Origin of the sequence: Burkholderia latens (assembly GCF_001718795.1) — a bacterium.
Classification (GTDB): Bacteria; Pseudomonadota; Gammaproteobacteria; order Burkholderiales; family Burkholderiaceae; genus Burkholderia; species Burkholderia latens_A.
On the sequence record NZ_CP013435.1, the window covers coordinates 1,000,697 to 1,013,395 of the forward strand.

Annotated in this window: 14 protein-coding genes and 3 tRNA genes; 8 read left to right on the forward strand and 9 right to left on the reverse strand. The window is 64.6% G+C overall.

All coding sequences use genetic code 11. The features are described from left to right. Positions 1 to 9: 9 nt before the first annotated feature. Entirely contained in the window at positions 10 to 639 is a 630-nt protein-coding gene (gene rdgB / locus WK25_RS04675) for an RdgB/HAM1 family non-canonical purine NTP pyrophosphatase (protein WP_059543865.1), read from the reverse strand. Next, a complete protein-coding gene (rph, locus tag WK25_RS04680) occupies positions 632 to 1,372 on the reverse strand; it encodes a ribonuclease PH (protein ID WP_040143652.1) in 741 nt (246 codons plus the stop codon). The genes rdgB and rph overlap by 8 nt, the downstream gene beginning before the upstream one ends. Positions 1,373 to 1,547: 175 nt before the next feature. Here rph and WK25_RS04685 point away from each other — a divergent pair, with 175 nt between their 5' ends. The 4 genes from WK25_RS04685 to WK25_RS04700 all read left to right on the forward strand — a co-directional run bounded on the left by WK25_RS04685 (position 1,548) and on the right by WK25_RS04700 (position 5,933). Further along, positions 1,548 to 2,471 carry a YicC/YloC family endoribonuclease gene (locus WK25_RS04685; RefSeq protein WP_040143653.1) on the forward strand — a complete coding sequence of 308 codons (924 nt, stop codon included), beginning with the start codon at positions 1,548 to 1,550 and terminating at the stop codon, positions 2,469 to 2,471. An 86-nt stretch (positions 2,472 to 2,557) separates the two neighbouring features. Next, the gene (gmk, locus tag WK25_RS04690; RefSeq protein WP_040143654.1) at positions 2,558 to 3,241 is read left to right on the forward strand and encodes a guanylate kinase; all 684 of its coding nucleotides are present in this window, start codon (positions 2,558 to 2,560) and stop codon (positions 3,239 to 3,241) included. 58 nt (positions 3,242 to 3,299) lie between these two features. After that, the gene (rpoZ, locus tag WK25_RS04695) at positions 3,300 to 3,503 is read left to right on the forward strand and encodes a DNA-directed RNA polymerase subunit omega (protein WP_006025620.1); all 204 of its coding nucleotides are present in this window, start codon (positions 3,300 to 3,302) and stop codon (positions 3,501 to 3,503) included. 63 nt (positions 3,504 to 3,566) lie between these two features. Beyond that, positions 3,567 to 5,933: a RelA/SpoT family protein gene (locus tag WK25_RS04700; protein WP_069241088.1), complete on the forward strand. Its 2,367-nt coding sequence runs from the start codon at positions 3,567 to 3,569 to the stop codon at positions 5,931 to 5,933. Positions 5,934 to 6,117: 184 nt separating this feature from the next. Here the strand turns inward: WK25_RS04700 and WK25_RS04705 are convergent. From WK25_RS04705 to WK25_RS04715, 3 genes are all read right to left on the reverse strand, one after another. Further along, positions 6,118 to 6,194, reverse strand: a tRNA-Arg gene (locus tag WK25_RS04705). A 61-nt stretch (positions 6,195 to 6,255) separates the two neighbouring features. Beyond that, a tRNA-Arg gene (locus tag WK25_RS04710) sits at positions 6,256 to 6,332 on the reverse strand. A 68-nt stretch (positions 6,333 to 6,400) separates the two neighbouring features. After that, positions 6,401 to 6,477 (reverse strand) — tRNA-Arg (locus WK25_RS04715). A 130-nt stretch (positions 6,478 to 6,607) separates the two neighbouring features. On the opposite strand from WK25_RS04715, the gene greB reads away from it, so the two are divergent. Further along, positions 6,608 to 7,171: a transcription elongation factor GreB gene (gene greB / locus WK25_RS04720; RefSeq protein ID WP_069241089.1), complete on the forward strand. Its 564-nt coding sequence runs from the start codon at positions 6,608 to 6,610 to the stop codon at positions 7,169 to 7,171. 93 nt (positions 7,172 to 7,264) lie between these two features. On the opposite strand, the gene WK25_RS04725 is transcribed toward greB, so the two are convergent. After that, positions 7,265 to 8,407: a porin gene (locus tag WK25_RS04725; RefSeq protein WP_040143657.1), complete on the reverse strand. Its 1,143-nt coding sequence runs from the start codon at positions 8,405 to 8,407 to the stop codon at positions 7,265 to 7,267. Positions 8,408 to 8,919: 512 nt separating this feature from the next. Then, entirely contained in the window at positions 8,920 to 9,183 is a 264-nt protein-coding gene (locus WK25_RS04730; RefSeq protein WP_040143658.1) for a hypothetical protein, read from the reverse strand. Positions 9,184 to 9,575: 392 nt separating this feature from the next. Between WK25_RS04730 and WK25_RS04735 the strand changes: the two genes are divergently transcribed. Together WK25_RS04735 and WK25_RS04740 are read left to right on the forward strand one after the other, a co-directional pair. After that, on the forward strand, positions 9,576 to 9,779 hold the full coding sequence (locus WK25_RS04735; RefSeq protein ID WP_027783827.1) for a cold-shock protein: 204 nt from the start codon (positions 9,576 to 9,578) through the stop codon (positions 9,777 to 9,779). Positions 9,780 to 9,939: 160 nt separating this feature from the next. Continuing rightward, positions 9,940 to 11,067 (forward strand): exonuclease domain-containing protein, encoded by a 1,128-nt coding sequence (locus tag WK25_RS04740; protein ID WP_069241090.1) that lies wholly within the window; start codon positions 9,940 to 9,942, stop codon positions 11,065 to 11,067. A gap of 39 nt (positions 11,068 to 11,106) precedes the next feature. Here the strand turns inward: WK25_RS04740 and WK25_RS04745 are convergent, their stop codons facing one another. Beyond that, positions 11,107 to 11,700, reverse strand: a complete 594-nt coding sequence (locus WK25_RS04745; protein WP_069241091.1) for a chorismate mutase — start codon at positions 11,698 to 11,700, stop codon at positions 11,107 to 11,109. A gap of 220 nt (positions 11,701 to 11,920) precedes the next feature. After that, a complete protein-coding gene (locus tag WK25_RS31615) occupies positions 11,921 to 12,067 on the reverse strand; it encodes a hypothetical protein (RefSeq protein ID WP_009690993.1) in 147 nt (48 codons plus the stop codon). A gap of 198 nt (positions 12,068 to 12,265) precedes the next feature. Here WK25_RS31615 and WK25_RS04750 point away from each other — a divergent pair, with 198 nt between their 5' ends. Further along, on the forward strand, positions 12,266 to 12,658 hold the full coding sequence (locus WK25_RS04750; protein WP_069241092.1) for a DUF2946 domain-containing protein: 393 nt from the start codon (positions 12,266 to 12,268) through the stop codon (positions 12,656 to 12,658). Positions 12,659 to 12,699 lie beyond the last annotated feature (41 nt).

A 12,699-nucleotide genomic window follows, 5' to 3' on the forward strand; every position in this document is an offset into this window, starting at 1 on the left:
CGAAAACGATCATGCGGGTTCCTCTGCGAGCCGCGCGAGCAGCGCCTTCAGCGCGAGCGCGCGATGGCTGTGCGTGTTCTTGACGGCTGGCTCGAGCTCGGCCGCCGTCGCGCCGAGCGACGGCAGATAAAAATACGGGTCGTAGCCGAATCCGTGCTCGCCGCGCGGCGTGTCGACGATCTCGCCCGCCCAGCGGCCTTCGGCGAACAGCGGCTCGGGATCGTCCGCGTGACGCACGAGCGCGAGCACGCAGCAATAGTATGCGCGCCGGTCGTCGACGCCGCGCAGTTGCTCGACGAGGTACGCATTGTTCGCCGCGTCGCCGTTGTCGCGGCCCGCGCGCTGCGCGTATCGCGCCGAATAGACCCCCGGTGCGCCGCGCAGCGCACGCACGCACAGGCCCGAATCGTCGGCGATTGCGGGCAGCCCGGTGACGCGCGCCGCGTGCCGCGCTTTCGTCAGCGCATTCTCGATGAACGTGCCGAACGGCTCTTCGGCTTCGGGTACGGCCAGGTCGCCCTGCGGCACGATCTCGATGCCGACCGTGGAAAACAGTGCGGTGAATTCGCGCAGCTTGCCGGCGTTGTTGGACGCGAGCACGATGCGCGACAGCGGTGCGACGGTGCGATCGTCAGACATGGCCGGCGCCCAGCACGTCCTTCTGCAGTTGCACGAGCTGGCCGATTCCGCTTTGCGCGAGATCGAGCAGCGCATTCATCTCGGCGCGCGAGAACGGCACGCCTTCGGCGGTGCCCTGGACTTCGACGAAACCGCCGGCGCCCGTCATCACGACGTTCATGTCGGTGTCGCACTGCGAATCTTCCGCGTAGTCGAGGTCGAGCACCGGTGCACCTTCGTACACGCCGACCGAGATCGCGGCGACGTGGTCGGTGATCGGCGAGCGCGCGAGCTTGCCGGCCGCGATCAGCTTCGATACGGCGTCGTGCGCGGCGACGAATGCGCCGGTGATGCTCGCGGTGCGCGTGCCGCCGTCGGCCTGGATCACGTCGCAGTCGATATGGATCGTGCGCGGACCGAGCGCGTCGAGGTCGAACACCGCGCGCAGCGCGCGGCCGATCAGGCGCTGAATTTCCTGCGTGCGGCCCGTCTGCTTGCCGCGGGCGGCTTCGCGGTCGCTGCGTGTGTGGGTTGCGCGCGGCAGCATGCCGTATTCGGCGGTCAGCCAGCCCTGGCCGCGCTCGCGCAGGAACTCGGGCACGCGTTCGGCGACGCTTGCGGTGCAGATCACCTTGGTGTCGCCGAATTCGACGAGCACCGAGCCTTCGGCGTGTTTCGTGTAGTGGCGGGTGAGCGCGACCTTGCGCAGTTCGTCGGCGCGGCGGCCGCTCGGGCGGGACAGGGAAGACGTCATCGGGGAGTCGTGGACGGAAGAGGAAACCCCGATTTTAGCGCCGAACGGCACGCGCGCCCGGCGGGGTGCGGCACAAAAATGGGATAATGCGCGCTTCCCGCCCCGCGCCTTGGAATGCGCCGGGCGCCTCGACATATTCCTGCCCGAAAAGGGCACCCAGACGGCGAGACGAACCATGATCTACAGCATGACGGGCTATGCGAGCGCGACGCGCGAACTCGCGACGGCGGCCGGCAACGGCGGTACCAGCGTGTCGGTCGAACTGCGCACCGTGAACTCGCGCTTCCTCGACCTGAATTTCCGCATGCCGGACGACGTGCGCGCGTGCGAGCCGGCGCTGCGCGAGATGCTGATGAACAAACTGTCGCGCGGCAAGGTCGACGTGCGCATCAATCTGCAGCGCGGCGAGCAGAGCATCGGCGCGGGTGCGCTGAACCAGACCGCGCTCGGCCAGCTCGCCGAACTGGAGCGTTCCGTGCTCGACGCATTTCCGGGCGTCGGCCGCCTGCGCGCGGGCGAGATCCTGCGTTGGCCGGGCGTGCTCGCCGAGAGCGGGGTGTCGGCCGAGGCGATTCGCGACGCGGTGCTCGCGTGCGGCAAGGAAGCGATCGGCGAGCTCGTCGTCGTGCGTTCGCGCGAAGGCGCGCAGCTCGCGACGATGCTGCTGGCCAACGTCACCGAGATGGAAGCGATCGTCGCGCGTATCACGCCGCTCGTGCCGGAGCTGATCGCGAAGCATCAGCAGAAGATCGTCGAGCGGCTGCAGGAAGCGCTCGGTATCGCGGCGCCCGAAGGCAGCGCCGCGAACGTCACGCGGGAGGAGGCCGCGGAGCGCATCCGTCAGGAAGTGACGATGTACGGAATCCGAATCGACATCGCGGAAGAGCTGTCGCGACTCACCGCGCATTTGAACGAAACGCGTCATGTGATCGAGAAGGGCGGCCGCGTCGGCAAGCGGCTCGACTTCATGATGCAGGAACTGAATCGCGAAGCGAACACGCTCGGATCGAAGGCGGCGGCGAAGGAACTCGCCGACGCATCGATGGCGCTGAAGCTGCTGATCGAGCAGATGCGCGAGCAAGTGCAAAACCTGGAGTAACAGATGAAACGACCCCCACGCTCACTGCGTTCACTGCCGCCCGAAGCGGCGGTCAGCCGCCTTGGGGCGGCCCGGCGGAGGCTGACATGACCGACCCACACCGCGACGGCCACGCGCCGCATGCGCTGCACGGCGGCGTCTATCCCGGCAACCTGTTCATGGTCATCGCGCCGTCGGGCGCCGGCAAGTCGACGCTCGTGAACGCGCTGCTGTCGAAGGACCGCGACATCTGTCTGTCGATTTCGTACACGACACGCAAGCCGCGCCCGGGCGAGCAGGATGGCCAGCACTATCACTTCACGACCGTCGAGGATTTCCGCGCGCGTCACGCCGCGCATGAATTCCTCGAGAGCGCGGAAGTGCACGGCAACTACTACGGCACGTCGCGCGTCTGGATCGAAGAGCAGATGGCGAGCGGCCACGACGTGCTGCTCGAAATCGACTGGCAGGGCGCGCAGCAGGTGAAGAAGCAGTTCCGCAACGCGGTCGGCATCTTCATCCTGCCGCCGTCGCTCGACGCGCTCGAGGAGCGTCTGAAAAAGCGCGGCCAGGACGAGCCGAACGTGATCACGCGACGCCTGCTCGCCGCGGGCAGCGAGATGGCGCACGCGTCCGAAGCGGAATATGTCGTGATCAACGAGAATTTCGATCGTGCGCTGGCGGAGCTCGAATGCATCGTCGCTGCGACCCGCCTGCGCTTTGCTTCGCAGTACGCGCGACATGCGGAGCTGTTCATCGAGCTAGGCATCCATCTGCCCCACGCGGAATGACGCGGGGGTTGAGGGACATAAGGTAGAATAAGGACTATATTCAGAAGGAATTTCCAACATGGCTCGCATTACCGTCGAAGACTGCCTGAAGCAAATCCCCAACCGCTTCGAACTGGCGCTCGCCGCCACCTACCGCGCGCGGCAGCTCGCGCAAGGCCATACGCCGAAGATCGAGAGCCGCGACAAGCCCACCGTCGTCGCGCTGCGCGAAATCGCTGCCGGCCAGGTCGGCGTCGAGATGCTGAAGAAGGTGCCGGTGTAACGCGCATCCGGCCCGTTCCAGCCATGTAATCCTCGCGCGCAACGACTCGACCTGGAGGCGAATATGAGCACCACCCCATCGTCCGCCTCCGCGGATTCGACCACCGAAGCCATGGCCCAGTCGCCTGCGCGCCAGTACATCGACGCGGTCCTCGAACAGTCCTTCCGGCATCTGTTCGGGCCGACCGCCACTCCAGAGCAGCCGCGCAAGCACGGCGTCGTTTCGATCGCGAATCTGACGGCCGCGCTTGCCGAGTATCTCCCTCCGGAGGAAATCAAAGAGGTCAAGGCGGCGTTCCACTTCAGCGACGAAGCCCACCTCGGTCAATATCGCCAGAGCGGCGAACCCTACATCACCCATCCCGTCGCCGTCGCGGAAATCTGCGCCGGCTGGAAGCTCGATGCGCAAGCCGTGATGGCGGCGCTCTTGCACGACGTGATGGAAGACCAGGGCGTGACCAAGAGCGAGCTGGCCGAGCGGTTCGGCCCGAAGGTCGCCGAACTGGTCGACGGGCTATCCAAGCTCGACAAGATGGAGTTCCGCAGCCGCGAGGAAGCGCAGGCGGAAAACTTCCGCAAGATGCTGCTCGCGATGGCGCGCGACGTGCGCGTGATCCTCGTCAAGCTCGCCGATCGCCTGCACAACATGCGCACGCTCGGCGCGGTGCCGATGGAAAAACGCCGCCGCGTCGCCCGCGAAACGCTCGACATCTATGCGCCGATCGCGCACCGTCTCGGGTTGAACAACACGTATCGCGAGCTGCAGGACATGAGCTTCGCGAATTTCAACCCGCATCGTTACGCGACGCTCGAGAAAGCGGTGAAGGCCGCGCGCGGCAACCGCCGCGAAGTGATCGGCAAGATCCTCGAGGCCGCGCAGCGCGCGATGTCCGACGCGAAGATCGACGCCGAAATCACCGGCCGCGAAAAGACGATCTACAGCATCTACCGGAAGATGCGCGACAAGCAGCTGTCGTTCTCGCAGGTGCTCGACGTGTATGGCTTTCGTGTCGTCGTCGACAGCCCGCTCGACTGCTACACGTGCATCGGCGCGCTGCATGCGCTGTACAAGCCCGTGCCCGGCAAGTTCAAGGACTACATCGCGATTCCGAAGATCAACGGCTATCAGTCGCTGCACACGACGCTCGTCGGCCCGTTCGGCGCGCCGATCGAGTTCCAGGTGCGCACGCGCAAGATGCACGAGATCGCGGAGGCCGGTGTGGCCGCACACTGGCTGTACAAGAACGGCGGCGCCGACCTGAACGACGTGCAGAAGCGTGCGCACCAGTGGCTGAAGTCGCTGCTCGACATTCAGAGCGAAGCCGGCGATTCGAGCGAATTCCTCGAGCACGTGAAGATCGATCTGTTCCCGGATGCGGTGTACGTGTTCACGCCGAAGTCGAAGATCATGGCGCTGCCGCGCGGCGCGACGGCGCTCGATTTCGCGTATTCGATCCACAGCGATCTCGGCAACCAGTGCGTGGCCGTGAAGATCAACAATGAACTGCTGCCGCTGCGTACCGAGCTGAAGAGCGGCGACATCGTCGAGGTGATCACAGCACCGTATTCGAAGCCGAACCCCGCGTGGCTCGGATTCGTGCGCACCGGCAAGGCGCGCTCCGCGATTCGTCACTACCTGAAGACGATGCGCCTGAACGAGTCGGTGCAGCTCGGCGAGCGACTCGTCGATCAAAGCCTGAAAGCCTACGGGCTCGCGCTGTCCGACGTCGGCCCGGAAGTATGGGAAAAGCTCGTGCAGTGGACGGGCAACAAGAGCCGCCAGGAGATTTTTGCGGACATCGGCCTTGGCCGCCGCGTTGCCGCGGTGATGGCCAAGCGCATCGAGGTGCTGATGAGCGGCCGCGATGCGGACGACGATCTGCCGAAGTCCGAGCGTCATCCGGTGCACAACGCGCCGCCGGTCGTCATTACCGGCACCGAAGGGATGTCGGTGCAGCTGTCCGCATGCTGCCGGCCGATTCCGGGCGACGCGATCATGGGCTACATCGGCATCGGCCTCGGGATGGCGATTCATGCGACCGATTGCCGTGTCGCGCAGCGCATCCATCGCCGCGATCCGGGCCGCTGGATCGACGTCGAATGGGCGCCGCAGCCGGGCCGTCTGTTCGACGTCGCGGTCAAGGCGCTCGTGAAGAACACGAAGGGCATCTTCGCGCGCGTCGCGGCGGACATCACGTCGGCCGATGCGAACATCGTTCACATCGCGATGGACGAGGATCTGACGCACGAATCGACGGTGCTGCGTTTCGTGATCCAGGTCAGCGACCGCGTGCACCTTGCAAACGTGATGCGGCGCGTACGGACCAACCCGGATGTGATGCGGATCATGCGCGAGCGCTCGACCGACGACGGCGCGCATGCACGTCACGACGGCGGCATGCGCATCGAGCGCGAGCGGCAGGATTACTGAAGCCGCGCATTGCGTCGCAGCCACGCTACGACGGCGGCCACGAGGCCGCCGTTTTTGTATGCGATGCGCACGCGGTGCAGGTGCCGCGATGACCGGCTCGCGTGCCGCGATCACGTGTGCGCAACCGAGAAGAGGGGAGCGGAAAAGAAAAAAAGGGCCTTCCCGGAGGAAGGCCCTTCTGAGGTGGCGCGGCTGGCAGGATTCGAACCCACGACCCCTTGGTTCGTAGCCAAGTACTCTATCCAACTGAGCTACAGCCGCACGCAAAGCGGTACTACTTCAACTGTCGGAACCTTCTGCGATGGGAAGGCCCCCAAAAAGGTGGCGCGGCTGGCAGGATTCGAACCCACGACCCCTTGGTTCGTAGCCAAGTACTCTATCCAACTGAGCTACAGCCGCACGCAACAACAAAACTGCTACTACTTCGAACTGAAAGGGCCTTCGGTTCGGAAGGCCCTCGAAAAAGGTGGCGCGGCTGGCAGGATTCGAACCCACGACCCCTTGGTTCGTAGCCAAGTACTCTATCCAACTGAGCTACAGCCGCACGCAGAAGCGGAAGTATAGCAGAGTTGTATAAAAAGGGAAGCCTTATTCGCGAAATATGTCGCACAATCTTGCGCGGTCACCTTCGTGTAACCTTGAAGCATCGGTCATCCACGTATTGAATCTGCATCATGAACAAGGCGTTTGTCAAAGAGTCGGACGGCGACGACGACGATCTCGAAGCGGGGCAGCCCGCGATTCCTGCGGGCACTAAGAACTACATCACGCCGGCCGGCCACAAGCGGCTCCGGGACGAACTGCTGAACCTGATCGACGTCGAGCGTCCCGAGGTCGTGCGGCTTGTGTCGTGGGCCGCGTCGAACGGTGACCGCTCCGAGAATGGCGACTACATCTACGGCAAGCGGCGGCTGCGCGAGATCGACCGCCGGATCCGCTTCCTGACGAAGCGGCTCGATCTCGCGGAAGTCGTCGACGCGAGCCGGCAGGAGAACGTCGATCAGGTGTTTTTCGGCGCGACCGTCGATTACGCGACCGAGGACGGCGAGGATCATACCGTCACGATCGTCGGGATCGACGAGGTCGATCTCGATCGCGGTCACGTCAGCTGGATCTCACCGGTCGCGCGCGCGCTCATCAAGGCCAGAATCGGTGACACGGTCACGCTGATGACGCCGGCCGGTCCGCAGCCGATCGACGTGCTCGACGTCCGCTATCCGGCGCCCGGCGACGCGTGAATCGCACGCGCCACGCCGCATCGACGTAAAAGCGCCCCTTGCGGGGCGCTTCGTGATCGCGGCGTCACGCGAATGACGCGCAGGGCGACCGGCTCAGAAGCGGTGGCGCATGCCGGCCGTGACCGCGATCTGCTTGTTCGTCGACGACGCGGTGCCGAGCCCGTTGATGTTCGCGCCGATCGCCAGGCCATCCGCATTGACCCGCTGATATTCGCCCTGGAGGTACAGGTCGGTGCGCTTCGACAGCGCGTAGTCGGCCTGCAGGTTGAACTGGTGCCAGCTCGGCGTCTGGCCGTCGATCCGGCCGTCGGTATAGGTGTACGAACCTGCGAGCGAGAACGCCGGCGTCAGCGCATAGCGGCCGTTGACTTCGTAATTGTTGAAGCGCGTGCCGCCCGCAAGCGGGATGCCGCCCGTTACGCCAGACTGTCCGGCGCTGATGCGGGCTGAATCGGTCAGCCGCGTCTGCGTGAATACGAAGCCAGCCGTCGCAGGGCCGAACCCATAGTTGAGACCGGCGCCCCACGTGCGCTGTCGGCTGGCCGCGAACGTCCAGTCGCCGGCCACCGCGCCCGGATCGCTGGCCGCGAGCGCCAGCGCGTTGATGTTGTTGTTCAACTGCATGTACGCGGCCGCGACGTTGAAGCCCATGTAGCTGTACGACGCGCCCACGCTGTATGCACGGTTGTTCGAGAAATCGGTCGAGTTCGAGAAGCCGTACAGTGCGCCGAACTTCAGGCCGCCGTAGTTCGCGCTCTGGTATTTGACCGAGTTGTTGATCCGGAACGAGTTGTTCAGGTTGTCGTTGTCGAACGGGTGCGCGAACTGCGTGCCGCCGTACTGCGTGCCGGTGAGCGACAACGGGCCGAGGTAATCGACGACGCTGTCGTACTGGCGGCCGAGCGTCAACGAGCCGAAGCGGGTGTCCGCGAGCCCGACGAACGCCTGCCGGCCGAACTCGCGGCCATTCTGCTTCAGTGTGCCGTTGTTGATGCCGAAGCCGTTTTCCAGCGTGAAGATCGCCTTCAGTCCGCCGCCGAGATCCTCGGTGCCGCGCAAGCCCCAGCGGCTGCCGTTGATCGAGCCGGACGTCTCCTGCCAGGCACTATGGCCGCCCTGGTTGTTCGTGTAGGTGATGCCCGCGTCGATCAGCCCGTACAGCGTGACGCTGCTTTGCGCATGGGCGGCGGTGGCGGACGCGCCGGCCAATACCGCGACGATCAGGGTCTTTTTCATGATCTGTCTCCAAACAGGATGAGGTCGATCGAACCTGTTGCGGGCGTCTGCGGCATCGCGGGTCGTCGATACCGTGCGCGCTGGGCGCCGCCCCTCGTCGGAAATCCATCTGCAGTGTACGGATCACGCGGGGCGCTGAAGGAAACCGTTGACTGCAATACTGTATTTTAGAACGCGCAAGAATGGACGAATGCCCGGCGAGCCGCCGCCATCAACGGTTCGCCGCGATGCAGCATGCGCAGCGCTTCATCAGGTCACTGCAAGAAGCCGTTGCACGATTGCGACAGGAGGCGGTGCAAGGCGCTGTCCGCGCGCGTGCAAGCCGATTATTGACACATCCGCAATAGAGGTTTGTGCGCACTATGGATAATGAAAGGATGTTCTCTCGCTATACTGCGATCTCTGCTTTCCGAAGCAGACTTTTTCGTTGACGGAAAAGATCTCCAAACCTTTGTCGGCGCGACTTCCCAGTCGCGCTTTTTTTTGCCCGTCGTCCTGGTCCTTCCACCTTCCTATTGCATGTACGAGCGTCGCTTGCGCTTGACGGCCGGTTCCGTGTCGTCGGTTTCCGCCTGCGGCGGCGTGTACGTCCAGTCTTCCATCACATAGTGACGGGCGTCCAACGGTGACGCCAACAGGTTCTGCCAATGATCGCCGTGCCACGTCGGGTCGAACTCGGTGTCGCAAGGCAGCTCACGGGACTCGGCCAGCGCGCGGGACTTTCGGCGCACGCGCGCGAACCGGCTCGCGAAGCGCTTGAGTGCGTCCAGCCACATGACCTTCTCCTTTCATCCTGATGACTTCAGCATCGCAATGCGCTTCGTTTTTCGCAACCCGGAAAAAACCCGAGGATTTTTCCGACCCGATTTTCGCCCGGTAGGTTTTTCATCATCTCGATTATCTACGAGCGTGCCCAGGTAATATTGACAGGTTTCCCGCGCGGATCAATTAATAAAAGACGATGGTGTATCGATTCCAGCGCTATTGATGTTTTCTTGATAAACAACGCGCGAAAAATTTCCTTGACGCGCGCGGATTGTCCAATTTATAAAGTCAGCACTCCGTCCCCTGGCGGAGCGCTGAGGGTGGGTCTCGGCGTGCTGCCGCGGGAATGCGGGAGGCGCTATAACAGTAGCTTTTTTGATCTAAACGAGTGGGGAACGAAGGTATGGATACCGGTATCGTAAAATGGTTTAACGATGCTAAAGGCTTTGGTTTCATTACGTCGGACAACGGCGGGGAAGATCTGTTTGCCCACTTTTCCGAAATCCGGATGGACGGCTTCAAAACGCTGAAGGAAAACCAGCGCGTTTCCTTCGAAGTGAAAGTCGGGCCGAAAGGCAAGCAGGCAGCGAATATCCAGGCGGTCTGACGCGCCACGCATTGCCGATCATGGCCGGCCCCCGCAATGCGGGGGCCTTTTGCATTCTGGCGCGCGGAAGGCGCCGTCGGGCGAACCGATGCCGGCCCGGACTGGTCGTGAGCACGCATGCCGGTGCATACTCACGGAAGCATCGTTTCCCTGTCTTTTCATGTCCGATTCCCGTCCGTCCGATCCCGCCAGCGAACAGCCGCTCGTTTTCGTCGATCTTGAAACCACCGGCGGCTCGTCCGCCGAACACCGCATCACCGAAATCGGCGTGGTCGAAATCGGGCCGCTCGGCGTATCGACGTGGACGACGCTCGTCAACCCGGGGCAGCCGATCCCCCCCTTCATCCAGCAACTGACCGGAATTTCGGAGGAGATGGTGCGAGATGCGCCGTCGTTCGCGTCGCTCGCGCCCGCGTTGTTCGAGCGACTCGACGGCAAGCTGTTCGTTGCGCACAACGCGAGCTTCGACCGCGGCTTCCTGCGAGCCGAATTCGAGCGTGCCGGCATTGCGTTCAATCCGGACGTGCTTTGCACGGTGCGGTTGTCGCGCGCGCTGTTTCCGCGCGAGTCGCGGCATGGCCTCGATGCGTTGATCGAGCGGCATGGCCTCGTACCGGCGGCTCGCCACCGGGCGCTCGCCGATGCCGATCTGCTGTGGCAGTTCTGGCGGCGACTGCACGAAATCGTGCCGATCGAGCGGCTGCGCGACCAGATCGCGCGCACGACGCGTCACTTTCGCCTGGGCGGTGACCTGACCGAAGCGTGGCTCGATACCGCGCCGGCCGGATGCGGAGCGTATGCGCTGTTCGGCGACGGCGATGCAGCCCTGTACGTCGGGCGCAGCGTGCGCGTGCGGCAGCGCCTGCGCGCGCTGCTGACCGGCGAGCGACGCTCGTCGAAGGAAATGCGGCTTGCCCAGCAGGTGCGGCGTGTCGAATGGCAGGAGACCGGCAACGAACTGGGCGCGATGCTCGCTGAAGCGCAGTGGATCGCGCAGTTGCGTCCGTCATACAACCGGCGTCCCGCCGCGAACGCGGCGCGGCCGGGCAGCGCGCCCTGGCCGTTCGACGGCGCGGTCGCGTTCGAAGCGAGCGGCGAGCGCCGCTTCTTTCACGTGATCGACGGCTGGCGCTACCTCGGTGCAGCCGAGTCGCTCGATGCGGCCGCGCAGCTCGCGGCCGACGGGCCGGAACGGTCGTTCGAGCCGCACACCCATCGCCTGCTGCAGACCCATCTCGCACGCGGACTGCAACTGATCCCGCTCGCGGCGTCCGTGCCGGCTGGCTGAGCGCGGCACGCCACTGGCCGCGGGTGCCGTCGCGCGCGCTCAGCCGATCGCGCTGGCGCCGCCGGCGGCGCAGACATGCGACAGCGCGGTGCCGAGAGCCCGTGTCCCGGTCGCATCGTAGCGGGTGAGCGTCTTCCAACTCGCGATGCTGCGGGCAAGCCGCGCCTGGCAGTCCGGTGCGTCGCGCAGCGGCGCCACCTGCGCGAGACCGGCCAGCATTTTCTGCGTGAGCTGGTCGAGCGCCGGTCGTGTGCTGGTCGCGAGGTCGGGCGGTGTGCCTTCGGGCGGGCGTGTCGCGCGCCACGTTGCAAAGAGCGCGTTCTGCACCTCCTTGCTCGCGGCAATCTGATCCTGGAAGAACGTCCGGGCGAAGGCCGCATCGACACCGGACTGTTCCGCACGCTTTTCCACCGACGCGAGCAGTGCCGCCTCCCGCGGCCCGTCCTCGATGGCCTTGTGGTTGGCCCATTTCCATCGTGCGACGGGTTCAGCCAGCGCAAGTCGCTGAGATGCGAGCGCAACGAGATTGGTGAGCGCGGTATCGTCGCCGTCTGCGCGGGCGACTGTCGATGACGAAAGGGCGGCGACGCCGAGCACGGCGACAGCGAGGCTGGCACGAATGGCTTGCTTCATTGGAATGGTCGGGGCAGCCCGGTGGGCCGGAGACGGAAAACCAGAAGGATAGACGAAGACAGTCGCGCGGCGGAACGTCGCGACAGAAGAATCAGCGGGCGCGCTGATCCGGCACCGTCAGGCCGTTGCAGCCCGGGTGCGATGCGATCTGCGCCGAAAACGCAGCGATGAACCGCACGATCTCGATCGACACGCGGCGGTTACAGAACGGAACGCAGGTTCACTTCGGCGAGTACAGCTTGTGCTGCTCGTCGAAGAATGCCCGGACGTGCTCGGGCAATTCGGCGAGGAATTCCACGCCGACCGGTTCCGGATCCGGGCTCATCACTTGCTCGGGCGGGGGCATGCGGGTTGGTCTTTCGTCCATGGTCGTTTCTCCAGCAGGTTCAATAATTATCAACCTCGTGCTTGGATTTATGCCAGCGGCGAATCGTTAGATTTTGTCTCTGTTGTATTAACGGCACATGCACCGCCGCGCGCCGCGTGATGCCCGCTATTGCAGGCTGCGCAGTCGGCAACAATCGGGGCGCTTGTTATACTGGCGCGCACTTTTTCCTGGACCTCGATGAAACGAACGACGCGATGGATCGGCCTCGTATGGCTGGCGCTGGTACTGAACGTACTGTCGCCCGTCGTCGGCTATGCGCGCCTCGCGTCGAGCGGTTCAGGCGAGCTCACGCTCGAATTGTGCAGTGCGGCAGGCGCCCGCCAGATCGTGCTCGCACAGTCCGGCGACGACCGCGGCACGTCGTCGCTCGACCATGCCGGCGTGGCGCACTGCGTGTACTGTCCGGGCTTCGCAGCGAACGTTGCGCTCGGCACGAGCCTGCCGGCGCTGCCGGGTTTCGTACGCACGTTCGCCTACCGCGCTGCCGCGCCTGTCGTTGCCGATTTTCCGCGCAACGGCATTCGGCTCGCGCAGCCGCGCGGCCCGCCTGAAACGTCCCTGTCTGATTGATATCGTCCGCGCGCCCCGGTGGCGCGCGTGCCGCTCGCGAC

Coding starts and splice junctions, on each gene's coding strand:
- rpoZ (WP_006025620.1), top strand. CDS start 3,300: ATGGCTCGCATTACCGTCGAAGACTGCCTGAAGCAAATCCCCAACCGC.
- WK25_RS04700 (WP_069241088.1), top strand. CDS start 3,567: ATGAGCACCACCCCATCGTCCGCCTCCGCGGATTCGACCACCGAAGCC.
- gmk (WP_040143654.1), top strand. CDS start 2,558: ATGACCGACCCACACCGCGACGGCCACGCGCCGCATGCGCTGCACGGC.
- rdgB (WP_059543865.1), bottom strand. CDS start 639: ATGTCTGACGATCGCACCGTCGCACCGCTGTCGCGCATCGTGCTCGCG.
- rph (WP_040143652.1), bottom strand. CDS start 1,372: ATGACGTCTTCCCTGTCCCGCCCGAGCGGCCGCCGCGCCGACGAACTG.
- WK25_RS04725 (WP_040143657.1), bottom strand. CDS start 8,407: ATGAAAAAGACCCTGATCGTCGCGGTATTGGCCGGCGCGTCCGCCACC.
- greB (WP_069241089.1), top strand. CDS start 6,608: ATGAACAAGGCGTTTGTCAAAGAGTCGGACGGCGACGACGACGATCTC.
- WK25_RS04730 (WP_040143658.1), bottom strand. CDS start 9,183: ATGTGGCTGGACGCACTCAAGCGCTTCGCGAGCCGGTTCGCGCGCGTG.
- WK25_RS04745 (WP_069241091.1), bottom strand. CDS start 11,700: ATGAAGCAAGCCATTCGTGCCAGCCTCGCTGTCGCCGTGCTCGGCGTC.
- WK25_RS04735 (WP_027783827.1), top strand. CDS start 9,576: ATGGATACCGGTATCGTAAAATGGTTTAACGATGCTAAAGGCTTTGGT.
- WK25_RS04685 (WP_040143653.1), top strand. CDS start 1,548: ATGATCTACAGCATGACGGGCTATGCGAGCGCGACGCGCGAACTCGCG.
- WK25_RS04750 (WP_069241092.1), top strand. CDS start 12,266: ATGAAACGAACGACGCGATGGATCGGCCTCGTATGGCTGGCGCTGGTA.
- WK25_RS31615 (WP_009690993.1), bottom strand. CDS start 12,067: ATGGACGAAAGACCAACCCGCATGCCCCCGCCCGAGCAAGTGATGAGC.
- WK25_RS04740 (WP_069241090.1), top strand. CDS start 9,940: ATGTCCGATTCCCGTCCGTCCGATCCCGCCAGCGAACAGCCGCTCGTT.